This window comes from Micromonospora sp. NPDC047465 (genome assembly GCF_040643125.1).
Classification (GTDB): domain Bacteria; phylum Actinomycetota; class Actinomycetes; order Mycobacteriales; family Micromonosporaceae; genus Micromonospora.
In genome coordinates this window covers 13,728-36,025 of the sequence record NZ_JBEYTP010000006.1, presented here as the reverse complement: position 1 = coordinate 36,025, position 22,298 = coordinate 13,728, and the positions used below count along the sequence as shown (strand labels likewise).

Annotated in this window: 21 protein-coding genes; 9 read left to right on the top strand and 12 right to left on the bottom strand. The window is 76.1% G+C overall.

Features of this window, described 5'->3' with window-relative positions; genetic code table 11:
- Positions 1-513 (top strand): potassium channel family protein, encoded by a 513-nt coding sequence (locus tag ABZ793_RS08340; RefSeq protein WP_357453849.1) that lies wholly within the window; start codon positions 1-3, stop codon positions 511-513.
- Here the strand turns inward: ABZ793_RS08340 and ABZ793_RS08335 are convergent.
- Positions 440-2,002, bottom strand: a complete 1,563-nt coding sequence (locus tag ABZ793_RS08335; protein WP_357454262.1) for an alpha/beta hydrolase — start codon at positions 2,000-2,002, stop codon at positions 440-442. The genes ABZ793_RS08340 and ABZ793_RS08335 overlap by 74 nt on opposite strands.
- A 55-nt stretch (positions 2,003-2,057) precedes the next feature.
- Positions 2,058-3,170, bottom strand: a complete 1,113-nt coding sequence (locus tag ABZ793_RS08330; protein WP_357453845.1) for an ATP-dependent DNA ligase — start codon at positions 3,168-3,170, stop codon at positions 2,058-2,060.
- Positions 3,171-3,306: 136 nt separating this feature from the next.
- Here ABZ793_RS08330 and ABZ793_RS08325 point away from each other — a divergent pair, with 136 nt between their 5' ends.
- Together ABZ793_RS08325 and ABZ793_RS08320 are read left to right on the top strand one after the other, a co-directional pair.
- A complete protein-coding gene (locus ABZ793_RS08325; protein WP_357453842.1) occupies positions 3,307-3,519 on the top strand; it encodes a hypothetical protein in 213 nt (70 codons plus the stop codon).
- Between the two features lie 139 nt (positions 3,520-3,658).
- Positions 3,659-4,081, top strand: coding sequence for an SRPBCC family protein (locus tag ABZ793_RS08320; protein ID WP_357453839.1), 423 nt, complete (start codon positions 3,659-3,661; stop codon positions 4,079-4,081).
- On the opposite strand, the gene ABZ793_RS08315 is transcribed toward ABZ793_RS08320, so the two are convergent.
- Positions 4,056-4,547 carry a GNAT family N-acetyltransferase gene (locus ABZ793_RS08315; RefSeq protein WP_357453836.1) on the bottom strand — a complete coding sequence of 164 codons (492 nt, stop codon included), beginning with the start codon at positions 4,545-4,547 and terminating at the stop codon, positions 4,056-4,058. The genes ABZ793_RS08320 and ABZ793_RS08315 overlap by 26 nt on opposite strands.
- A gap of 77 nt (positions 4,548-4,624) precedes the next feature.
- On the opposite strand from ABZ793_RS08315, the gene ABZ793_RS08310 reads away from it, so the two are divergent.
- A complete protein-coding gene (locus ABZ793_RS08310; RefSeq protein WP_357453833.1) occupies positions 4,625-5,128 on the top strand; it encodes a DUF1990 domain-containing protein in 504 nt (167 codons plus the stop codon).
- A 61-nt stretch (positions 5,129-5,189) separates the two neighbouring features.
- Here the strand turns inward: ABZ793_RS08310 and ABZ793_RS08305 are convergent, their stop codons facing one another.
- The 7 genes from ABZ793_RS08305 to ABZ793_RS08275 all read right to left on the bottom strand — a co-directional run bounded on the left by ABZ793_RS08305 (position 5,190) and on the right by ABZ793_RS08275 (position 14,358).
- Positions 5,190-6,110 carry a DNA-3-methyladenine glycosylase 2 family protein gene (locus ABZ793_RS08305; protein WP_357453830.1) on the bottom strand — a complete coding sequence of 307 codons (921 nt, stop codon included), beginning with the start codon at positions 6,108-6,110 and terminating at the stop codon, positions 5,190-5,192.
- A 103-nt stretch (positions 6,111-6,213) separates the two neighbouring features.
- Entirely contained in the window at positions 6,214-7,071 is an 858-nt protein-coding gene (locus ABZ793_RS08300) for a fused MFS/spermidine synthase (protein WP_357453827.1), read from the bottom strand.
- Positions 7,071-8,030, bottom strand: coding sequence for a hypothetical protein (locus tag ABZ793_RS08295; RefSeq protein WP_350711640.1), 960 nt, complete (start codon positions 8,028-8,030; stop codon positions 7,071-7,073). The genes ABZ793_RS08300 and ABZ793_RS08295 overlap by 1 nt, the downstream gene beginning before the upstream one ends.
- 49 nt (positions 8,031-8,079) lie before the next feature.
- On the bottom strand, positions 8,080-10,554 hold the full coding sequence (locus ABZ793_RS08290; protein ID WP_357453823.1) for an SMC family ATPase: 2,475 nt from the start codon (positions 10,552-10,554) through the stop codon (positions 8,080-8,082).
- Positions 10,554-11,702 (bottom strand): exonuclease SbcCD subunit D, encoded by a 1,149-nt coding sequence (locus ABZ793_RS08285; RefSeq protein WP_357453820.1) that lies wholly within the window; start codon positions 11,700-11,702, stop codon positions 10,554-10,556. The genes ABZ793_RS08290 and ABZ793_RS08285 overlap by 1 nt, the downstream gene beginning before the upstream one ends.
- 11 nt (positions 11,703-11,713) lie before the next feature.
- Positions 11,714-13,468 (bottom strand): ATP-binding protein, encoded by a 1,755-nt coding sequence (locus tag ABZ793_RS08280; RefSeq protein ID WP_357453817.1) that lies wholly within the window; start codon positions 13,466-13,468, stop codon positions 11,714-11,716.
- A 143-nt stretch (positions 13,469-13,611) separates the two neighbouring features.
- Entirely contained in the window at positions 13,612-14,358 is a 747-nt protein-coding gene (locus tag ABZ793_RS08275) for a pyrimidine reductase family protein (RefSeq protein WP_357453814.1), read from the bottom strand.
- Positions 14,359-14,508: 150 nt separating this feature from the next.
- Here ABZ793_RS08275 and ABZ793_RS08270 point away from each other — a divergent pair, with 150 nt between their 5' ends.
- The 3 genes from ABZ793_RS08270 (at position 14,509) to ABZ793_RS08260 (ending at position 17,798) form a co-directional block, all read left to right on the top strand.
- On the top strand, positions 14,509-15,054 hold the full coding sequence (locus ABZ793_RS08270) for a plasmid pRiA4b ORF-3 family protein (RefSeq protein WP_357453811.1): 546 nt from the start codon (positions 14,509-14,511) through the stop codon (positions 15,052-15,054).
- Positions 15,055-15,238: 184 nt separating this feature from the next.
- On the top strand, positions 15,239-16,672 hold the full coding sequence (locus ABZ793_RS08265) for a GH1 family beta-glucosidase (RefSeq protein WP_357453808.1): 1,434 nt from the start codon (positions 15,239-15,241) through the stop codon (positions 16,670-16,672).
- 79 nt (positions 16,673-16,751) lie between these two features.
- A complete protein-coding gene (locus tag ABZ793_RS08260; RefSeq protein ID WP_357453805.1) occupies positions 16,752-17,798 on the top strand; it encodes a LacI family DNA-binding transcriptional regulator in 1,047 nt (348 codons plus the stop codon).
- 132 nt (positions 17,799-17,930) lie between these two features.
- On the opposite strand, the gene ABZ793_RS08255 is transcribed toward ABZ793_RS08260, so the two are convergent.
- Together ABZ793_RS08255 and ABZ793_RS08250 are read right to left on the bottom strand one after the other, a co-directional pair.
- The gene (locus ABZ793_RS08255) at positions 17,931-19,154 is read right to left on the bottom strand and encodes an acyl-CoA dehydrogenase family protein (protein WP_357453802.1); all 1,224 of its coding nucleotides are present in this window, start codon (positions 19,152-19,154) and stop codon (positions 17,931-17,933) included.
- Positions 19,154-20,242, bottom strand: coding sequence for a phosphotransferase family protein (locus ABZ793_RS08250; RefSeq protein WP_357453799.1), 1,089 nt, complete (start codon positions 20,240-20,242; stop codon positions 19,154-19,156). The genes ABZ793_RS08255 and ABZ793_RS08250 overlap by 1 nt, the downstream gene beginning before the upstream one ends.
- Before the next feature lie 150 nt (positions 20,243-20,392).
- Between ABZ793_RS08250 and ABZ793_RS08245 the strand changes: the two genes are divergently transcribed.
- Together ABZ793_RS08245 and ABZ793_RS08240 are read left to right on the top strand one after the other, a co-directional pair.
- A complete protein-coding gene (locus tag ABZ793_RS08245; RefSeq protein ID WP_357453796.1) occupies positions 20,393-21,097 on the top strand; it encodes an amino acid-binding protein in 705 nt (234 codons plus the stop codon).
- Between the two features lie 119 nt (positions 21,098-21,216).
- Positions 21,217-22,278, top strand: coding sequence for a GNAT family N-acetyltransferase (locus ABZ793_RS08240; RefSeq protein ID WP_357453793.1), 1,062 nt, complete (start codon positions 21,217-21,219; stop codon positions 22,276-22,278).
- Positions 22,279-22,298 lie beyond the last annotated feature (20 nt).

The following is a 22,298-nucleotide window of genomic DNA, read 5'->3' as shown; positions in this document are numbered from 1 at the left end:
ATGGACGTCCTGCTGCTGCCGTTCCGGTGGATCTACCGGGCGCTGGTCTGGTTCGCCAACTCGCCCCGGACGTTGATCATCTCCTACCTGCTGATGATCGTGGTGGCCGGCGTCATCTACGGCCAGGTGGAGAACCGAACGGCGGCGGACGCGGTCTGGTGGGCGGTGGTGACCGCGTCCACCGTCGGGTACGGCGACATCTCACCGGTCAGCTGGCAGGGCCGGGCCCTCGCCGCGCTGCTCATCTCGACCATGGTGCTGCTGGTCATCCCGTTGATCACCGCGCACTTCGCCAGCCAGCTGATCGTCGACGACGACGCCTTCGAGCACGACGAGCAGGAGGAACTCAAGGCCGACGTCCGGCGGATGCGGGCGCTGCTGGAGGAGATCGCCGCGCGGCAGGGCATCGAGCTGCCCGACCTGCCGCCAGAGCGGCCGGTCAGCGGGCCGGGCAGCGCAGCCCCTCTCTGGGCACGGTCAGGTCGGTCAAGTAGGCGTCGACCGCCTCCGTGATGCAGGAGGTCTGCGGGTAGGCGGTGTGCCCCTCGCCCTCCCAGGTGAGCACCCGGCCGACGCCGAGCATCTCGGCCAGCTCGCCGGTCTGCTCGTAGGGCGTCGCTGGGTCGCCGGTGGTGCCCACCACCAGGATCGGCGGCGCCCCGTCGGCCCGCCCGGTCGGGTACGGGTCGCGGCCGCCCGGCCACTCGGTGCAGGAGAGCATGCCGACGGCCAGCGACGGGCCGAACAGCGGGTACTTCGCCCGCCACTGCGACTGGAGCTGGCGGATCCGCTCCCGGGTCGGCTTCTCCTCCTCGTCGGCGCAGTTGACGGCCAGGTTGGCGTCGAACAGGTTCGAGTAGTGCCCGTCGGAGTCCCGGTCGGCGTACGCGTCGGCGAGGCGGAACACGTCCGTCGGGTCGCCGCCCTCCAGCTCGTCGATGGCGCGGGCCAACTCCTGCCACCCCTGCTCCGTGTAGAGCGAGGAGATGATCGCGTAGAAGACCCAGCCCGGGGTGGCCTCCCGGCCGTCGTCGCCGCGCACCGGGGACACCCGGGCCTTGTCGATCGCCGAGGTGACCGCCGCCCGGGCGTCCGGGGCGATCGGGCAGCGGCCGGCGTTGGCGGCGCACCACCGGGTGAAGTTGTCGAAGGCCCGTTCGAAGCCCTTGGCCTGGCTCTCCGAGCCGGCGACCAGACCCTGCCTCGGGTCGATCGCGCCGTCGAGCACCATCGCCCGGACGTGCTGTGGGTAGAGCTGCGCGTAGGTGGCGCCGAGCAGGGTGCCGTAGGAGTAGCCGAGGTAGGTCAGCCTGTCGTCGCCGACGGCCGCGCGGACCGCGTCCATGTCCCGGGCGGCCTGCTCGGTGCCGTAGAGCGGCAGCTGGTCGCCGTAGCGGTCGCCGCAGCCGCGCCCGATCCGCTGGTTGAGCGCCACGAACCCGTCGAAGGACTCCTGGCTGCGCGGGTCGGGGTCGTAGCCGAAGCTCGCGTCCAGGTCGGCGTCCGGAATGCACTTCACCGGGCTGGAGCGGGACACCCCGCGAGGGTCGAAGCCGACGATGTCGAACCGGTCGGTGATCGAGGCGGGCAGGCCGCCGAACGCCGGCCCGTAGGAGAGGTAGACCGCCGTGTCCACCCCGGATCCGCCCGGCCCGCCCGGGTTGACGACCAGCGAGCCGATCCGCTCGCGCTGCTTCGTCGACCGGGCGCGCAGCAGCGCGATCTCGAAGGTCTGCCCGGCGCCCGGGCCGGTGCCGGCCGCGCCGCCCATGCCCCAGTCACGCGGCACCTTGATCCGCGCGCACTCGTAGCGCATGTTCGGCGCGCTCCGCCCGACCAACTCCTCGGCCACCTCCGGGCAGGGCCGCCAGGTCGGCGCGGCGCCCGGCGCGGCGGCCTCGCCCTCGACGTCCGTCCGGGGGGCGAACGCCGGGAGGGTGCAGCCGGCGGCGAGCAGCGCGGCGGCGGCCAGGCCGGCCAGGGTGAGCCGGAACCGGCGGATCCGGGCGGAAGTGCGGGTCACGAGCGGGCCTCCGTGATCGATTTCGACGGCCAGGCTACGCCGGGCCCGCCCCGGAGCCCACGGTCACCGTCGGGTCGCCGCGGAGCACCTGGTCCACATCGAACCGGACCGGCCGGTCGAGCTGGTCGTAGCGGCAGGAGCCGGGCTCGCGGTCGGGCCGCCACCGGACGAAACGGGCGGTGTGCCGGAACCGGTCGCCCTCCATCGCGTCGTAGCCGACCTCGACCACCAGCTCGGGGCGGAGCGGCTCCCACTCGAGGTTGCGGGTGCCGGTCCAGCGGCTGACCCCGCCGGGCAGGCGCTGGCCGCGCTCGTGGTCGCCGTGCACCCACGGGTGGTCGGCGCCGGCGTCCCGGTAGGGCTCCAGCTCCTCCAGCAGCTCGGCGCGGCGGGCCATGGTGAACGAGGCGCTCACCCCGACGTGGTGCAGGACGCCCGCGTCGTCGTAGAGCCCGAGCAGGAGCGAGCCGACCACCGGGCCCGACTTGTGCCACCGGAACCCGGCCACCACCACGTCGGCGGTGCGGGCGTGCTTGACCTTGAACATGAGCCGCTTGCCCGGCTCGTAGGGCAGGTCGGCCGGCTTGGCGATCAGGCCGTCCAGGCCGGCGCCCTCGAAGACGTCGAACCAGCGGTGGGCGGTGTCGACGTCGGTGGTGACCTGGGTGACGTGCACCGGCGGGCGGACCCCGGCCAGGGCCGCCTCCAGCCGGGCCCGCCGCTGCGGATAGGGCTGGTCGAGCAGGGTCTCGTCGTCGAGGAGGAGCAGGTCGAAGGCGACGAAGTCGGCCGGCGTGGTCTCGGCCAGCAGCTTCACCCGGGAGGCGGCCGGGTGGACGCGCTGGGCCAGCAGCTCGAAGTCGAGCCGGGGCTGCCCGCCCGGGCCGTCCCGCCGGATCACGATCAGCTCGCCGTCGACCGCGCACCGCTCGGGCAGCTGACGGCGGGCCTGCTCGACCACCTCCGGGAAGTAGCGGGTCATCGACTTGCCGCCCCGGCTGGACAGCTCGACCTCGTCGCCGTCGCGGAACACGATGCACCGGAAGCCGTCCCACTTCGGCTCGTACGTCATCCCGGACGCGGTGGGGATCCGCGGGACGCTCTTGGCCAGCATCGGCTCGACCGGTGGACTGATCGGCAGCTTCACGGCGACAAGTCAACCAGACCGCACCGACAGTCGTGAGGCAGATCACGGCCGGTCGGCGGGCGGCGTGTCTCCCCGCGCGCCCCTCATCCCCGCCCGGGCGAATCAGAAAACCGCAGCTCAGAGCTACTTTCGCGGGGTGTCGGAGTGGGTCTGCGGGTGCTGCGGTCGGTGGCGGGTGAGCGTCGAGCTGATCCGGGGCCGCCACCGCTACCGGCTCGTGCGCCGCTACCCCGCCCGCTTCGGCGGGGGCAAGGACGTGCTCGGCGAGGTCGGCTCGGTGGCGGAGCTGGAGGAGCTGCTGCGCCGGCGTACGCCCCTGGGGCTGGCCGACCTGCGCGAGGCCGCCTGACCCGGCGGCGCCCGCGCCCGGCGGTGACCGGCCGGACCGGCGGCGACCGACCGGCCGGCGGATGCCGCGGTCACGATCCGGCGGGCAGCGTCGTCACCGGTGGGCGCGGCGCGCGGGGCGCCGCCCGGGAGGGGGCGCGATGCGGTTCGAGGCCGGTACGGAGGTGGCCGCCGAACCCGGACGGGTCTGGGCGGTGCTGGTCGACGTCGAGCGGTGGCCGGAGTGGACGCCCTCGGTGCGCCGGGCCCGGCGGGGGGAGCCGGGGCCGCTCGCGGTGGGCGCCACCGCCGGGCTGGAACAGCCGAAGCTGCGGCCGGCCGTCTGGCGGGTCACCGAGCTGACCGAGGGGCGCTCCTTCGCCTGGGTCTCGCGCAGCCCCGGCGTGCGCACCCTCGCCGAGCACCGGGTGCTGCCGCTGGCCGACGGGCGCAGCCGGGTCGAGCTGGTGCTCGCGCAGTCCGGGCCGCTGGCCGGTCCGGTCGGCTGGCTCTACGGCGACCTGATCCGCCGCTACCTGCGGATGGAGGCCGACGGGCTCAGGCGTCGCTGCGAGCGGGACTGACCACGGCCTTCTCCAGCAGGGCCAGCCGGTGGCCGTTCGGGTCCGGCCGGTGCCCGACCACGCGGTAGCCGTGCCGGTGGTACAGCCGCAGGTTCTGCTCGCTGTCGGCCCCGGTGAAGAGCGCGAAGCGGCGCACGCGGGCGGCGCAGGCCGCCTCGACCGCCCGCAGCAGCCGCCCGCCGACGCCCCGGCCCTGCTGGTCGGGGGCGACGGCGAGGCGGCCGACGTGCGCGGTGTCGCCGTCGACGTGCGCCCGCACCGAGCCGACCAGCCGGTGGCCGAGCCGGGCGGTGAGCACCGTCGCCGGCCCCGCCAGCGTGGCCCGCACCTCCTCCAGGGTTTCGGTCAGTGGCGGCAGGAACGGGTCGGCGTAGCGCTGGGCCTCGACGAGGTACGCGGCGCGCTGCACCGTGAGGATCTCGCCCGCGTCCGGGACGTCGGCGGGGGCGATGCGCGGCTCGATCACGCCGACAGCCAACCACACGGCCCCGCCGCGCCGCCCGTACGCTTGCGGTGATCCGTCGAGCCCCGGGGGTGCGCGCCGTGCCGGCACTGACCTATCCGCACGTCGGCGCCACCCGCGTCGGGGACCTGCCGCCCGGCTGGCGGCACGTGCGGCACCGGGTGCGGCTGCCCGACACCTGCTTCGCCGCCGCCGGGGCGGCGGTGCTCGGCTGGCGCCTGCACCGGGCGGCCGGCATCCGGATGGACGCGGCGGCCGACCGAGCCGCGCCCGGGGTGCGGGTGGTCTCCCGGCTGGGCGTCGGCCCGCTGCGGCTGGCCGCGCCCTGCGAGGTGGTCTGGGCCGTCGACGACGACCGGCGGGCCGGCTTCGGGTACGGCACGCTGCCCGGGCACCCGGCCAGCGGCGAGGAGGCGTTCGTGGTCAGCCGCGACGCCGCCGGCCGCGTCTGGTTCGAGGTGGTCGCGTTCAGCCGCCCGGACCGCTGGATCATGCGGGTGGCCGGCCCGGCCGGCCGGGCCTTCCAGCACGCGTACGCCTGGTGGCTCGGCCGCACCCTGCGCCGCCTCTGCGCCCGGTCCTGACCGCGCCCGTCCACGGCACCGCCCCGCGGGCCAGAACGGCGGCGCGCGCGGCGGCGGCCGGTCAGAACCGGGCGAAGGAGCGGATCGGCATCCGGGGGCCGTACCTCGGGGCCTGGACGCCCCCGGCCTCCAGCAGCACGCAGACCCGGCCCCGGTGCCCCCGGAACGGCTCCAGCAGCGCCAGCATCCGGGCGTCGTCGCCACGTGGCTCGCCCGCGAGCGCCCAGGCCACCGTGTTCGGCACGTGGAAGTCGCCGACGCTGACCGCGTCCGGGTCCCCGTACGCGATCCGCACCACCTCGGCGGCGGTCCACGGCCCGATGCCGGCGATGGCGGTGAGCCGGCGGGTGGCTTCGGCGGAGTCCGCGCAGCGCTCCAACCGCTCCGCGACGGCGGCGGCGCGGCGCAGCGTGTCGGCCCGGCGCTGCTCCACCCCGAACGGGTGGAACACCCAGTACGGGGTGGCGGCCACCGCCGCCGGCTCCGGCGGCAGCAGCAGCGGCTGCATCGGCCCGGGCGCCGCCTCGCGGAAGTGCCGCACCGTCGCGGCGTACGCGCGGTACGCCTCCTTGCCGGTCACCTTCTGCTCGAGGACCGCCCGGAGCAGCCGGGGGAAGACCTGACCGGTGGCCGGCATCCGCAGCCCCCGCTGCTGGGCCGCCAGCCGCGCCACCACGGGGTGGCCGGCGGCGAGCTCCGCGAACCCGCTGAGGTCGTCGCGCAGCCCCGCGACCGCGTCCGCCCGCTCCACCACCCAGTCGGCGCCCGGGCCGTAGCCCTCGGCGAGCAGGTCGCCGCCGGCCGGCCGCAGGGCGAGGGTGGCCGGCCCGTCGGGGGTGCGGGTGGCCCACCAGAAGGTGCCCGCCGCGACGCGCGCGCAGGGGTCGTACGCGCTGAAGGTCAACGCCCGGACCGACGCGGCCAGCCGGTAGCCGGCCGGCGGGCGCAGCTCCCGGCGGGCGGAGGGTTCGGTCCCGGTCACCCGCCCATGCTGCCACGTCCCGGTACCGTGACCGGCGGCACCGCCGGGGCGCGGCGTCCCCGGTACGCCGGTCGTCCCCGCCCGGCGGGCCCCCGCGAACGGATCAACGACGCACGGAGAAGATTCCGGGCGGCGGCGGGGTCGAGTCGGTGGCGTCGGCGTCGCGGACCACCGGGGCCCCGCCGGCGAACCGGTCCAGCTCCGCGCCGGCCAGCACCCGGCCGGGGAACCAGTCCCCGGCGGCGCGCCGGGTCAGCTCCGGCACCGGCGGCTCGACGCGGCTCGCCACGAGCACCAGGTTGCCGTAGCGCCGCCCGCGCAGCACCGCCGCGTCCCCGACCAGGCAGGCCCGGGGCAGCACCGACCGGACCGTGGCGACCTGCGCCCGCGCGTGACGCAGCGGCGGGCCGTCCGCGACGTTGGCCAGGTAGCAGCCGTCGGGGCGCAGCACCCGGGCCACCTCGGCGGCGTACTCCACCGAGGTGAGGTGGGCCGGGGTGCGCGCGCCGGCGAAGACGTCGGCGACCACCACGTCGTAGCCGGCGTCCCGGCTGGCGGCGAGCACCGCGCGGGCGTCGGCCACCCGCACCTTGAGCCGGAAGTCCGCCGGCCACGGCAGGGCGCGGCGGACCAGCTCCACCAGCGCACCGTCCACCTCGACCACCCGCTGGGTGGAGCCGGGCCGGGTGGCGGCCACGTAGCGGGGCAGGGTCAGCGCCCCGCCGCCGAGGTGCAGCACCCGCAGCGGCGCACCGGCCGGGGCCACCAGGTCGATCGCGGCGGCCAGCCGCCGGACGTACTCGAACTCCAGGTGCGTGGGGTCGGCCAGGTCCACGTGCGACTGTGGCGCGCCGTCCAGCAGCAGGGTCCACGACCCCGGCCGGTCCGGATCCGGCACCAGCTCGGCCAGCCCGGTGTCCACCCCCGCGGCCACCGTCTCGGCGCCCCGCCTGCGCCCCATCAGCGGCGGGCCCGGGCGGCGGCGGTGAGCACCCGGTGCAGCAGCCGCGCGTCGCCGAGCAGCGCCCGCAGGCGGCGCTCCAGGCCCGCGATCGGGATGAGGTTCTGCGGTGCCCGCGGGTCCTTGTACGGGGTGGAGGCGAACCGGGGCAGCGTCACCAGCGACAGGTCGGCCAGCTCCACCGCCTCGTCGATGCCCAGCTCGGCGGAGCACTCCATCCGGACGATGCCCGCCCACGGCGCCCCGAGGGCCACCGGCAGCCGCAAATACCACGACCAGCCGCCCCATGCCGTGCCGAGCCGGAACACCGGGGACCGCTCGCCGGCCGCCAGCCCGGTGACCACCGCGGTCAGCCGGGCGTCCAGGTATTGGCTGTGCTGCGTCTTGATGTAGCCCAGCGTGCGCGGCAGCTGTCGCCGGTTGCGCAGCGGGCCGTCCACCACCAGCAGGTCGCCGTCGGTGCGGGCCGCCCCGGAGACCTCCACCTCCAGCGCGGTCAGCGGCCCCTGCACGGCGGCGGGGAGCTTGTTCAGCTCGCCCGTGCCGCTGACCCGGTGCACCGGGTAGCGGACGCTGCCGGCGACCACGTCCACCGCCGACGGGCTGGCGGTGAACAGGCCCCGGCCGACCTTCGCGCCGGCGAGCCGCGCCGCGCCGCGCTCCAGGTCGCACCGGACCACGCCGGCGGCGTACGAGGCGGCCAGGCCGGGAAAGGACGCGCCGTCGTCCTCCGCCGTCCACACGCTCGCGTCGATCCGGCGCACCCCGTCGACCAGCAGCACCACGTCGGGGGCGCGTACCCCGGGGCGGGGCCCGATGGCCCGCCAGTCCACCGCGGGCAGCTCGGCGTCCGCGTCGACCTGGGCGCTGCTCGGCGCGGCGGGACCGCCGCCGGACGCCTCGAACGAGGCCCCGTACGCCGGGTCCCAGGCGTCGACGAAGAACCGGGGATCGGTCACCGGGGCGAGCCTCCCGTCGTGGCCCGGGGGACGCCACGGCGGCCCCCGCTCACCGGCCGGTCCGCTCGACGCGGGCCGACCGGGCGTCCTTGCTGACCTCGTAGCGGACCGGGATGCGCTCGGCCAGCGCCGGCACGTGGGTGACCACCCCGACCATCCGGTCGCCCCGGGCGGCCAGGCTCTCCAGGGTGGCGGCCACCGTGTCCAGGGTGGCCGCGTCGAGCGTGCCGAAGCCCTCGTCGAGCACGATCGACTCCAGGCTCGCCGCGGTGGTGGACATGCCGGCGAGCTGCTCGGACAACGCCAGCGCCAGCGCCAGCGACGCCTGGAAGGTCTCGCCGCCGGACAGGGTGCGCACGCCCCGGCGCAGCCCGGCGTCGTGGTGGTCGACGACGAAGAACTCGCCCTTGTCGTGCACCAGGTCGTACTGCCCGCCGGAGAGCTCCCGCAGGATGCCCGACGCGCCGTCGACCAGCAGGTCCAACGCCTCGGCCAGCAGCCACCGCTCGAAGTTGTTGGCCCGCAGGTGCCCCGCGAGGGCCCGGGCCACCTGCGCCTCGTGCTCGTACCCGGCCCGCTGCTCGCGCAGCCCGCCGGCCTGCTCGCGGCGGCGCTCCAGCTCGCGCAGGTCGCCCTCGGCCCGCTCTAGGGCGCGGTCGGCGGCGCGTACCGGATCGTCGGTGGCCGGCAGCCCGGCGGCGGCGAAGATGCCCGCGATGCGCTCGCCGACGCCGGCCGCCAGCGCCTCGGCCTCCGCCACCGCGGCGGCCCGCCCCGCCCGCTCGGCGCGGCGGCGCTCCGCCTCCGCGCCGGCCCACCCGGTGAGGGCCGCCCACGCCGCGCCGAGGTCGTCGCGGTCGGCCGCCGGCGGCCCGAACCGGGCCAGCCCGTCGCGGGCGGCGTCGAACGCCCGCCAGGTCGCGCGCAGCCGCTCCTCGGCGGCGTCCACGGCCGCCCGGGCCCGCCGGGCCGCCTCCCGGCCGGCCCGCACCGCCGCCGCCGACTCCTCCAGCGCCCGGCGCAGCCGCGCGTGGTCGTCCAGCTCGCGGCGCAGCACCGCCGGCTCCGCCGCCCCGGCCAACTGCCCGTCCAGCTCGGCCAGCCGGGCGTCCAGCTGGTCCTGCCGGGCCCGCGCCCGCACCAGCACCCGCTCCAGCTCGCGGGCCGCGGCGTCGCGCTCCGCCACCGCCGCCTGTGCGGCCTTCGTGGCGGCCCGCGCCGCCCGGCCCGCCGCCGTGGCGGCGGCGACCGCCGAGTCCGCCGGCACCGCCGGCACCCGGGCCACCGTCTGCTCGCAGACCGGGCAGGTCGCCCCGTCGCGCAGGTGCGCCCGCAGCGCCACCGCCTGGTCGGTCGCCTTGGCCTCCTCGTGGGCCCGGAAGGCGGCCTCCAACTCGGCCTCGGCCCGCTCGGCCGCCGCCCGCGCCTGCGTCAGCGCGGTCACCGCCGCCGCGTGCTCGCCCGCCGCCGTGTCCACCGCCGCCCGGACCGTCTCCGCCTCGCCGGCCAGCTTCTCCCGGTCGGTGTACGCCCGCAGCAGCAGCCGCAGCGCGCTCTCGTCGCCGGCCGCGGCCAGCTCGCCGCGGAGCTTCTCCTCCCGCTCCTCGGCCAGCGACACCGCCGTCGCCGCCTCGTCCGCGCCCGCCCGCGCCGACGCCACCGCCCGGGCCACCTCGGCCACCCCGTCCGGCGCGCGCACGGCGGACAGCACCGCCAGGTCGGCGTCGAGCGCGGCCAGCGCCGCGCCCGCCTCGCGCGCCGCCTCCCGGGCCGCCGCCAGCTCCGGTACGGCCGCCGCCACCGCCCCGACCAGCTCCCGCATCCGGTCGACCTGCCCGGTCGCCGCCGCCAGCGCGGCGTCGTCGACGTCGGCGAGCCCGGCCAGCGCCTGGTCGACCGCCTCCAGCTTCGCCTCGGCCTGCGCGGCCCGCGCGGTCGCCTTCTTCTGCACCTCCTCGTAGACCCCGAGACCGAGCAGGTTCACCAGGATCTGCTGCCGGGTGGCCGGCTTGGCGTGCAGGAAGTCCGCGAACTGCCCCTGCGGCAGCACCACGCAGCTGGTGAACTGCTCGTACGGCAGCCCGACCGCCTCCAGCACCGCCTGCTCCATCTCGGCGGGGGTGCCGGCGACCACCTCGCCGAGGTCGTCGGGGCTCAGCCCCGTGTCGAGCTTGGTCACGTCGAAGCCGGCCGGCATGAGCTGCAACCCGGCGTTGGCCGTCTTGACGTTGCCCCGCCCGTCCCGGCGCACCACCCGGGTCGCCACATAGCGGGACCCGCCGGACTCGAAGACCAGCCGCACCCGCGCCTCGGTGGCCGACGGCGCGAGGGCGTTGGCCAGCCCCCGGGTGCCGCCCCAGCGGGGCACCGTGCCGTAGAGGGCGAAGCAGATCGCGTCCAGCACCGTCGACTTGCCCGAGCCGGTCGGCCCCACCAGGGCGAAGAAGTCGGCGTCGGTGAAGTCGATCGTCGTCTCGTCCCGGAAGACGGTGAAGCCCGCCATGTCCAGCCGCATCGGCCGCATCAGTGGCCGACCTCCTCGAACAGCTCGTCGAAGAGCTTCCGCACCCCGTCGTCGGTGTGCCCCCGGCTGTCCAGGTAGTCGGCGAAGAGCTGCCGGGGCGAGCGGCCGGCCCGCTGCGCCACCCGGGCGCCGCCGCCCGGGGCGGGCACCAGCTCGGGGTCGATGCGGATCTCCAGGGCGCGGGGCAGCAGCTCCTGCACCTCCTCGCGCAGCCCGGCGCGGGGCTGCTCCCGCACGTACACCCGCAGCCAGGCGTCCGGCACGTCCATCTCGGCGAGCTGGGCCAGGGTGCCCCGGACCGTGCGTAGCGTGGCCGCCGCGACGACCGGCACCTCGCGGACCTGCGCCGCCGTGGTCGCGGTGACCTCGACGATTGTCACCGAGGGCACGTTCTCCTGCTCGCCGAAGTCGACGGCGAGCGGGCTGCCGCTGTAGCGGATCGGGCAGGGGCCCTGGACCCGCTGCGACCGGTGCAGGTGGCCCAGCGCCACGTAGTGCGCGGTGCCCGGGAAGACGGTCGCCGGCACGGCGTAGCCGAGCACGGTGTGCGCGTCCCGCTCGCCGCCGCCGGTCGTCGCGCCGACCACGGTCAGGTGGGCGGTGACCAGGTGCACCCGGTCCGGCTCCGTGAAGCTCTCGGTCAGCCGGCCCAGCACCCGGCCCAGGTGGTCGGCGTACGTCTGGGTGGCCTCGGCGGCGGTCAGCTCGTACATCTCCACGGCCCGGATGGCGTAGCGCTGGGAGAGGAACGGCAGCGCGGCCAGCCGCCAGCGCTCGCCGCCGGCCGTGGTGCCGTCGACGACGTGCTCGTCCGGGTTCTCCCGGACGCCGCCGCGCAGCGTGATCCCGGCCGCCTCGGCCCAGGGGCGCAGCGCGTCGAGGGCCTGGCCGTTGTCGTGGTTGCCGCCGATCGCCACCACGTCGGCGCCGGTGCGGCGCAGCGCGGTCAGGGCCCGGGTGACCAGGCGGGTGGCCTCGGGCGTCGGCGCGGCGGTGTCGTAGAGGTCGCCGGCGACGATGACCAGGTCGGGCCGCTCGGCCCGGGCGACGTCGATCACCCCGGCGAGGACCTGCTTGTGCTCCTCGGCCCGCGACTGGCCCTTGAGGACCTTGCCGACGTGCCAGTCGGAGGTGTGCAGGATCTTCACGGGTTCTCCCCCTAGAACGGGATGTCGTCGTCGCTGGCGCCGCCGCCGGAGCCCACCACCGCGAACGGGTCGACGGACTGGGTGATCGACCGGAGCGTCTCCGACGGCGCCCGGCCGGCCTCGGAGACCCGGGTGGCCCAGGCCGGGAACGGGAACTCCAGGCAGAGTGGCACCGGGATGTCGGGCTGGTTGACGAACATCGTGCCGGGCTTGGCCAGCAGCGCGCGCTGCCGCTGGGCGGGCGGCAGGAAGCCGTATTCCGGGCGGGACGCCTCGGCCGGGTCGAGCCGGCCGACCACCCGGATCGCCGAGTTGGTGACGATCCGCCGCTCCACCTCGCTCGCCGTCTGCTGGGCGCCGACCAGGATCACCCCGAGCGAGCGGCCCCGCTCGGCGATGTCGAGCAGCACCTCCTTGATGGGGGAGGAGCCCTCGCGGGGGGCGTACTTGTTGAGCTCGTCGAGCACCACGAAGAGCAGCGGCTTGGCGGTGCCGGCCTTCTCCTTGCGCTCGAACTCGCTCTTGAGCGTCACGCCGACCACGAACCGCTGCGCGCGGTCCGGCAGGTTGTGCAGGTCGACCACGGTGACCTGGGCGCTCTCGGCGGTGTTGATCGAGTGCGGGCGGCGGGTGGCCAGGTCGCCCCGGATCAGCCGGGACAGGTCCTTCTTGCTGCCGATCAGCCGGCGGGCGAACGCGTTGACCGTGCCCAGCCCGACCGCGCTGCCGGCCCAGTCGGAGCGGGTCTCGTCGTCGTTGAGCTGCTCGACGACGTGGTCGACCAGGTCGGCGTACGAGCCGAGCCGCACCCCGTCGATGCTCACCCCGCCGTCGGCGGGCTGGGCGTGCCGGGCCAGGTGGGCGGCGACCGAGTGCACGACCATCGTGTACTGCTGGCGCTCGTCGTCGGCGTCGGCGAAGACGTAGGGCAGCAGGCGGTCGGCGCAGAACTCGGCGAGCGTCCAGTAGAAGCTGTCCACCCCGGTGAGCCGGCTGCTCACGTCGGGCGTGCCGGAGGAGTCGCCGGCCCTGGGCGGGGCGTAGACCCGCACGTCGGGGAACGCGCCGGCGGTCAGGCCGAGCTTCGCGTACGCGGCGCGGGTGGCGTCGTCGAGCCGGGTGTTGGGGTGGTCGAGGAAGAGCAGGTCCTCGCCCTTGACGTTGAAGATGAGCGCCTTGGCGTTGACGGCGTCGCCGCCGAGCACGCCGGAGCGGAAGACCGAGTAGAGCAGGAAGGTGGCGAAGCTCGTCTTCGTGGCGACGCCGGAGATGCCGGAGATCGACACGTGCGCGCCCCGGCTGCCGTCGAGGAAGTCGGCGTTGAGGTAGACCGGCACCCCGTCGCGGCCCATCCCCATCGGGATCCGCCGCTCCATCCGGTCGAAGTGCAGCGCCCGCGCCCGGGCGTCGCCCTCGGCGCGGTGCACCACGGCGCCGGGCGACGGCGGCACGTAGAGCTCCGGGTCGACGCGGGTGGTGGTGATCTCGGCGGCCTCCTGCACCTGCGCCGGCAGCGTGCCGTCGGCGATGGCGAAGACGTCGGAGTCGAACTGGGCGCCCTCGTGCCGGGCGCGCACCTGGGTGACCACCCCGGCGATCGTCACCGGCTCGCGGTCGGGCAGCTCCCGGCGGGTCACCACGACGTCGTCGAGCTGGAGGTAGCTGCCGGGGGAGACCGCCGTCCAGAACTGCAGGGGGGTGGCGTCGGCCGTGCCCAGCACCCGGCCGACCTCCTCGCCCGGGCCGTCGAACCCGTCGTCAGTCATCGGGCAACTCCGGTCGGCTGGTCGTCGCGGTCGGGGCACACGTGGTGCATCCTGCCGCAGGAGTACGACAGGTTGCCACGCGACGCGGCGGACGCCACGCACCCGGCCCGCCACCCCGTCGCAGGGTGCGTGCCCGACCACGCTCAGTCGCGGGCGTAGCGGAGCATGAGGACGCCGTCGGCGGCGGCCAGCACGTGCCGCAGCGGCAGGTGGCGCACCTCGCTGGCGTGCCCGGCGGTGATCCGCCCCGGGCCCGCTCCGGCGAGCAGCGGGGCGACGGTGAGGCAGACCTCGTCCACCATGTCGGCGGCGGTGAGCGCGCCGAACAGCCGCGGCCCGCCCTCGCAGAGCAGCTGGTCGAAGCCGCGGCGGCGCAGCTCGGCCAGGCCCGCGGCGAGGTCCACCCGGTCGTCGCCGCAGCGCACCACGTCGGCGACGTCGGTGAGGCCGGGCGGCGCCGCCGCGTCGGACCGGGTGAGCACGACGGGCCGCGTCGGCGCGTCGGCGAACGCGGCCTGCGCCGGGTCGAGGTCGAGCGAGCCGGAGACGACGACCAGGGTCGGGTACTCGGGCAGCCCGTGCTCCCGGCGCCACGCCCGGCGCCGCTCGTCGAGCCGGACCGCGCGGTAGCCCTCGTGCCGCAGGGTGCCGGCGGCCACGACGAGGGCGTCGCAGAGCATCCGCAGCAGGCCGAAGACGCGTTTGTCCGGCTCGCCGGAGAGCCCGGCGGAGTAACCGTCGACGGCCACCGCGCCGTCGACGCTCGTCACGAAGTTCACCCGCAGGTGGGGGCGGTCCGGGCGCCCGTAGCGGGCCGTGAGCGCGGCGTCGTCCAGCGGCTGCGCCGACGGGTCGGGCCAGAGCGCCGAAATCGGGATTCCGACGCTCATTCGCCGGCCGGACCGGTGACCGGAGGGGTGGGTCGGGGGGTACGGTGCTGGCAGTCGCACCAGTTCCGCCCCGGACAGTCGTCGTGCCGCCTCGCCCGGCACGCTCGGCAGATCATGCTCGCAGCCTATGCCGAGGAAGGATGGGACAACATGCCGCGTCAGATCTTCCAGCTGAAGATTTCCCTGGCCGGGGTCCGGCCGTCCGTCTGGCGCCGGGTGCTCGTCCCGGGCGGCTACACGCTGGACCGGGTGCACCGGGTGGTGCAGCACGGCATGGGCTGGCGGGACTGCCACCTGCACTCGTTCGAGATCGAGGGCCGGCAGTACGGCGAGCCCGACGCCGACGGCGAGCTGGCCCTGCGCGACGAGCTGGACGTCCGGCTCGACGCGGTGGTCGGCAAGGGCAGCCGGTTCCACTACACCTACGACTTCGGCGACTGGTGGGAGCACGACCTGGTGGTGGAGGACGCCTTCACCGCCGACCCCGACGAGCGCTACCCGTCCTGTCTGGACGGGGAGCGGGCGTGCCCGCCGGAGGACGTGGGCGGGCCGGTCGGCTACCAGGCCCTGCTGGCCGCCTTGGCCGACCCGGGCCACCCCGAGCACCGGTCGATGCGGGACTGGGTGGGCGAGAGCTTCGACCCGGCCGCCTTCGACGCCGGCCGCGTCGCCACCCTGCTGCGCCGCTTCTGCTGAACGCCCCGCCGCCGGCCGGCTCCGAGTCGCGGGGCGACGGCCGCGGTAACGATCTGGGAACGCTCCCATTCGTTCGTTGACACCCCCGACGGCCCCCGACATGCTCGTGGCAGCGCCGCAGGCCCCCGGGTTCCCGTCGTCCTCCCGCGACACCGCGCGGGATCATGGAAGGTGCCGTCACGTCGTGAGCAACCCCGCCACCCCGCCCGCCGTCGGCGTCCTCGCCGACCGCCCGCCGTTGACCTTCCCGCCCGGCTTCCTCTGGGGCGCGGCGACCGCCGCGTACCAGATCGAGGGCGCGGCGGCCGAGGGCGGCCGGACCCCGTCGATCTGGGACACCTTCAGCCACACCCCCGGCCGGGTGGTCGCCGGGCACACCGGCGACGTGGCCTGCGACCACTACCACCGACTGGGGCCGGACGTCGCGCTGATGGCCGAGCTGGGGCTGAGGTCGTACCGGTTCTCGGTCTCCTGGCCCCGGGTGCAGCCGGGCGGCTCCGGCCCGGCCAACGAGGAGGGGCTGGACTTCTACCGGCGGCTCGTCGACGAGCTGCTGGCGCACGGGATCGAGCCCTGGCTCACCCTCTACCACTGGGACCTGCCGCAGCCGTTGGAGGACGCGGGCGGCTGGCCGGCCCGGGACACGGCCGCGCGGTTCGCCGACTACGCCACGCTGGTCGCCGACGCGCTCGGCGACCGGGTGCGCTACTGGACCACGCTGAACGAGCCGTGGTGCTCGGCGTTCCTCGGCTACGGCTCCGGGGTGCACGCGCCGGGCCGCTCCGACGGGGCGGACGCCGTCCGGGCCGGGCACCACCTGATGCTCGGCCACGGCCTCGCCGTGCGGGCGCTGCGCGCGGCCCGGCCGGCCGCCGAGGTCGGGGTGACGGTCAACCTCTACCCGGTCACCCCGGCCAGCGACGCGCCCGCCGACGTCGACGCCGCGCGGCGCATCGACGGGCTGGCCAACCGGTTCTTCCTCGACCCGCTGCTGCGCGGGTCGTACCCGGCGGACCTGACGGCCGACCTCGCCCGGGTCACCGACTTCCGGCACGTGCGCGAGGGCGACCTGGCGACCATCGCCACCCCGCTGGACCTGGTCGGCGTCAACTACTACAGCCGCCACGTCGTCGCCGCCCCGGTGGCGGGCGCCGAGCCGGAGCCGTACTGGCGGGCGCCGTCCTGCTGGCCGGGCAGCGAGGACGTCCGCTTCGTCACCCGGGGCGTCCCGGTCACCGACATGGACTGGGAGATCGACGCCCCGGGCCTGGTGGAGACGCTGCGCCGGGTTCACGAGGAGTACACGGACCTGCCGCTCTACGTCACCGAGAACGGCTCCGCCTTCGTCGACGCGGTGGTCGACGGGCGGGTCGACGACGTCGACCGGGTGGCGTACTTCGACGCCCACCTGCGCGCCGCGCACGAGGCGATCGAGGCCGGCGTTCCCCTGCGCGGCTACTTCGCCTGGTCGCTGATGGATAATTTCGAGTGGGCCTGGGGCTACACCAAGCGGTTCGGGATGGTCTACGTCGACTACGACAGCCAGGCCCGGATCCCCAAGTCCAGCGCCAGGTGGTACGCCGAGGTGATCCGACGCAACGGTCTGGCCGCACAATAGGCGAGGCGCAGCCAGCAACGGGCGGCCCGGCAACCACCCGCCCGGGGCCGGGGCCGGCCCGCCGTCGGAGGAGCAGACGATGACAACGCAGCGCACCCGGTCGCTCGGGCGCCCGACCCTCGACGCCGTCGCCGCCCGCGCCGGCGTCGGCCGCGGGACGGTCTCCCGGGTGGTCAACGGCTCACCGCAGGTGAGCCCCGAGGCGCGCGCCGCGGTGCAGCAGGCCATCGCCGAGCTGGGGTACGTGCCGAACCGGGCCGCCCGCGCCCTGGTCACCCAGCGCACCGACTCCATCGCCCTGGTCGTCTCCGAGTCCGGCGACCGGGTCTTCACCGAGCCGTTCTTCGCCGGCATCGTCCGGGGCGTCAGCTCGGGGCTGCTGGAGACCCCGTTGCAGCTCTGGCTCGCCATGGTGCAGTCGCCGATCGAGCGGGAGCGGGTCGAGCACCACCTGACCAACCAGCACGTCGACGGGGTCCTGCTGCTGTCGCTGCACGACTCCGACCCGCTGCCCACCCTGCTGGAGGAGCGCGGCCTGCCCACCGTGCTGGGCGGGCGGCCGGCCCGGATGCTCCGTCCCGGCGCGCAGCCCGCGTACTACGTCGACGTGGACAACGTCGGCGGCGCCCGCCAGGCGGTGGAACACCTGGCCGGCCGGGGGCGGCGGCGCATCGCCACCATCGCCGGCCCGCAGGACATGGGCGCCGGCCTGGGCCGCCTGACCGGCTACAAGGAGGCGGTCCAGGCCGCCGGGGGCGGGGTCGACCCCGACCTGATCGCGTACGGGGACTTCAGCGAGGACAGCGGGGCGGCCGGGATGCGCCGGTTGCTGGAGGTCCGCCCCGACCTCGACGCCGTCTTCGTCGCCTCCGACCTGATGGCGTTCGGCGCGCTGCGGGCGCTGCGCGAGGCGGGCCGGCGGGTGCCGGAGGACGTGGCGGTGGTCGGCTTCGACGACGCCCCGATCGCCCGGCAGTCCGACCCGCCGCTGACCACGGTCTTCCAGCCGGTGGAGGAGATGGGCCGCCAGATGGCCCGCCTGCTGGTCTCCCGCATCCGCGGCGAGATCCTCCCGTCCCCCCACCTCCTCCTGACCACCACCCTCATCCACCGCGCCACCTCCTGACCCCCGGCCCCCACCCCCCGGGGGCCCGCGCCGTTGATCATGAAGTTGTTGGCGATGACATCGGCGTGTCGCGGCAACAACTTCATGATCAACGAGGTGAGCGGGGGTGGGGAGCGCGGTGGGTGGGTGGGGTCAGGGCCGGGCAGGGGGGTAGCGGCGGAGTTCGCGCTTGGCGAGGCTGGCACGGTGCACCTCGTCCGGGCCGTCGGCCAGGCGCAGGGTGCGGGCCTGGGCCCAGAGGGCGGCCAGCGGGGTGTCCTGACTGACGCCGGCGCCGCCGTACGCCTGGATGGCCTTGTCGATCACCCACTCGGCCATCGCCGGCGTGGCGATCTTGATGGCCTGGATCTCGGTGTGCGCGCCCTTGTTGCCCACGGTGTCCATTAGCCAGGCGGTCTTGAGCACCAGCAGGCGGGCCTGCTCGATGCGCACCCGCGACTCGGCGATCCACTCGCGCACCACGCCCTGCTCGGCCAGCGGCCGGCCGAACGCCACCCGTTCGGTCACCCGCCGGCAGAGCAGTTCCAGGGCCCGCTCCGCCATGCCGACCAGCCGCATGCAGTGGTGGATCCGGCCGGGGCCGAGCCGGGCCTGGGCGATCGCGAAGCCGGAACCCTCCGCCCCGACCAGGTTCTCCGCCGGCACCCGGACGTCGGTGAAGTCGATCTCGGCGTGCCCGCCGTGCGGGGCGTCGCTGTAGCCGAACACGGTCATGCCCCGGCGCACCGTGACGCCGGGGGTGTCCCGCGGCACCAGGATCATGCTCTGCTGGCGGTGCCGGTCGGCCCCCGGGTCGGTCTTGCCCATCACGACGAAGATCTCGCAGGCCGGGTCCATCGCCCCCGACGACCACCACTTGCGCCCGTTGACCACGTAGTGGTCGCCGTCCCGGATGATCCGGGTGGCGATGTTGGTCGCGTCCGAGGAGGCGACCTCCGGCTCGGTCATGCAGAACGCCGAACGGATCTCGCCCTCCAGCAGCGGCCGCAGCCAGCGCTCCTGCTGCTCCGGCGAGCCGAACTCGGCGAGCAGTTCCATGTTGCCCGTGTCCGGCGCGGCGCAGTTGACCGCCTCCGGCGCGAGGTGCGGGCTGCGCCCGGTCAGCTCGGCCAGCGGGGCGTACTGGAGGTTGGTCAGCCCGGCGCCGTGGCGCGGGTCGGGGAGGAAGAGGTTCCACAGGCCGCGCCTGCGCGCCTCGGCCTTCAGCTCCGCCAGCACCGGCGGCCGCGCCCACGGGTCGCCCGCGGCGGCGACCTGCGCGGCGTGCACCGGCTCGGCGGGATGGACGTGCTGCTCCAGGAAGTCGGTCAGCTCGGCCCGCAGCGCTTCCGTGCGGGCGTCGTACGCGAAGTCCATCACCGCTCCCCGGCGGCGGTCAGCCCGTGCTCGACCAGCGGTGCCACCATGTCGCCGATCCGGTCGAAGCCTTCGCCGAGCGTCTGCCCGAGCGTGTGCCGGTAGTGGATGCCCTCGCAGATCACCGCGAGCTTGAAGCAGCCGAGCGCGACGTGCCAGTGCAGCGGCCCGACGTCGACGTCGCCGCGCCCGGCGTACCGCTCGATCAGCTCCGACCCGGTGGGGAAGCCGGCGCGCGGGCCGAGCCCGTCGGCGACCGGGTTGCCGGCGGCCGCGTCGCTGCCGCCGAGCACGTCCCAGTAGGTCAGCAGCAGCCCGAGGTCGGCCAGCGGGTCGCCGAGGGTGGCCATCTCCCAGTCGAGCACCGCCCGGACGGCCACCGGGTCGACGGTGGCGAGGAGGTTGTCCAGCCGGTAGTCGCCGTGCACGATCCGGCCCGCGTTGGCGCCCTCCGGCGCGGTGGCGGCGAGCCGGTCGCGCAGCTCCTCGATGCCGGGCAGCGGCCGGCTGCGGGAGCGGTCGAGCTGGCCGGACCAGCGGCGGACCTGCCGGGCGAGGTAGCCCTCCGGCCGGCCGAAGTCGCCCAGCCCCACCGACGCCGGCTCGACGGCGTGCAGGGCGGCGAGGGTGTCCATCATCGCCATCGCCAGCTCCCGCCGCTGGCCGGCGGTGAGCGGGTCGGTCTGGGCGCGGGTGCGGTACACCTCGCCGCGTACCCGCTCCATCAGGTAGAACGGCGCGCCGATCACCTCGGGGTCCTCGCACAGCAGCAGCGCCCGCGGCACCGGTACGTCGGTCGGCGCCAGCGCGGAGATCACCCGGTGCTCGCGCGCCATGTCGTGCGCGGTGGCCAGCACGTGCCCGAGCGGCGGGCGGCGCAGCACGACCTCCTGCCCGCCGGCGTGCAGCAGGTAGGTCAGGTTGGACTTGCCGCCGGCGATCAGCCGGGCCCGCAACGGACCGCCGGCCAGCTCGGGCCGGTGCTGCGCCAGGTAGCCGGCGAGCCGGTCGAGATCCAACCCGCGGGGCGAGGTGGCGGGGGCGGGGCTGTCTCCCGGCCCGTACGCGTCGACGGCCGGCTCGGTCATCCGACTAGTTGATGGCAGCTCCGTCGGGTTGTCAAGGTCGGATTTGACCCTCGGGACATGCCGCTGCAACAGGGGCGAAACGGCCACGGGTCAGGCTGGTGCCCAGCCTGCCGGCCAGCGGTGCCGGCCCGCCGAGCGGAGGGTTCAGACATGTTGCTGCGAGTTCGGGTCACCCTGCCGGACCGTCCGGGCACGCTCGGTCAGGTGGCGCGCACGATGGGCGTGTGCGGCGCGGACATCGTCCAGGTGGTCGTCCTGGAGCGGCTCGGCGGTCGGGCGGTGGACGACTTCACCGTGGTCTGGCCGGGCGCGGCGCGGGTGGAGCGGCTGCTGGCCGGCCTGGCCGCGATCCCCGGGGTCCGGGTGGACGGGGTGTGGCGGGCGATCGGCGCGCCCACCACCACGGGGCAGGACGCCGAACTGCTGGCCCAGGTCGCGGCGAACCCCGCCGAGGGGGTGGCCACCCTGGTCGACGCCGTGCCCGGGCTGCTCGCCGCCGACTGGGCCGTGGCCGCGGTGGTGCCCGTGGACTGGGCCGCGCGGACCGGCACCACGGGGGAGGCGACCGTCGGCTACGCGAGCTGGCGCGCACCCGTACCGGCGCGGCTGCCCGAGGTGACCCCGCTGCGAGCCCGGGCGATGACCGCGCCCGACGGTGGACACTTCGCGGTCGCGCCGTTCGGCCGGGCCGGCCTGGTGCTGGTGGTGGCCCGCGAGCGCACCGGGACGCCGGCCGCGGCGGCGTTCCACGCCACCGAGGTGGACCGGCTGGCGCAGCTCGTCCGGGCCGGCGCGGTGATCCTCGGCGACCGGCTCGACCTGGTCGGGACTCCGCCGGCGGCGGCGAACCCCTGAGCCCGGCCCGCCCGGCGGTCACTGTGGCGCAGGTCGCGGCGGCCGATCCGGGCCGTCACCCCGGGGCAACCGGCCCGCAACAGCCGGCGGCGAGGGTCGTACGGGGAAGGGAGGCAACCATGACGTTGTGGCGGATCCGGGCGACCGTGGACGACCGGCCGGGCTACCTGTCCGTGCTCACGGCCAGCCTGGCGTTGCGCGGGGTCAACATCCTCGCCGTGCAGGTGCACACCACCGAGCGGGGCGCGGTCGACGACTTCCTGGTCGACGCGCCGGACGCGCTCGACGAGGCCGACCTCGTCGCCGCCGTGGAGCGGGGGCGGGGCCGGGACTGCTGGGTCGCGCGCAGCGAGGCGCGCGGGCTGGCCGACCAGCCCACCCGGGTGCTCGGCCTGGCCAACCGCCTCGTGCGGGACCCGGACGCGGCCGGGGAGGCGCTGCGTGCCCTGCTCGGCGCGGACACGGTCACCTGGCGGCCCGCGCCGGCCGGCGCCGGTGCCGGGATCACCGGCACCACCATGCTGCTGGCCGACCCGGGCGGCGGCGCGTTCACCCTGCGCCGCGTCGCCCCGGACTTCACCCCGGCCGAGTACGCCCGGGCGCAGGCCCTGCTGGAGCTGTCGGCCACGGCCGCACGTCGGGCCGCCGAGCAGGTCACCCTGGTCCTGCCCGACGGGACCGAGGCGGCCGTACGCCCGGCGGGTGCCGACGACCTGGCGGGCGTGGTCGAGCTGCACGAGGCGTGCTCGGCGCGCGGCCGGTACCGCCGCTACCTGGGCGGCGCGGCGGCGCCCTCGCCGGCCCGGCTGCGCCGGCTGCTGGAGCCGGCCCGGGGCCTGACCCTGCTCGCCACGGCCGGCGGTGACGCCGGGGCGGCGGAGACGGTGCTGGCGATGGCGAACCTGCTCGCCGAGGGTGACGAGGCGGAGGTGGCGCTGCTGGTCCGCGACGACTGGCAGCGGCGGGGTCTCGGCTCGGCCCTGCTGCGCCGGCTGGTCCGGCACGCCGACCAGGCCGGGTACGCGGCCCTGGTGCTGCACGTCCACGCGGAGAACGCCCCGATGCTGCGCACCGTGCGGCGGCTCGGCCGGCCCACCCCGACCGAGCGGGACGGCGGCCTGGTGACCGTGACCGTCCCGCTCGCCGCCGGCGCCCCCGTGCAGGGACGGGCACCGTGTTGACGCCTCCGCTGCGGGAAGCC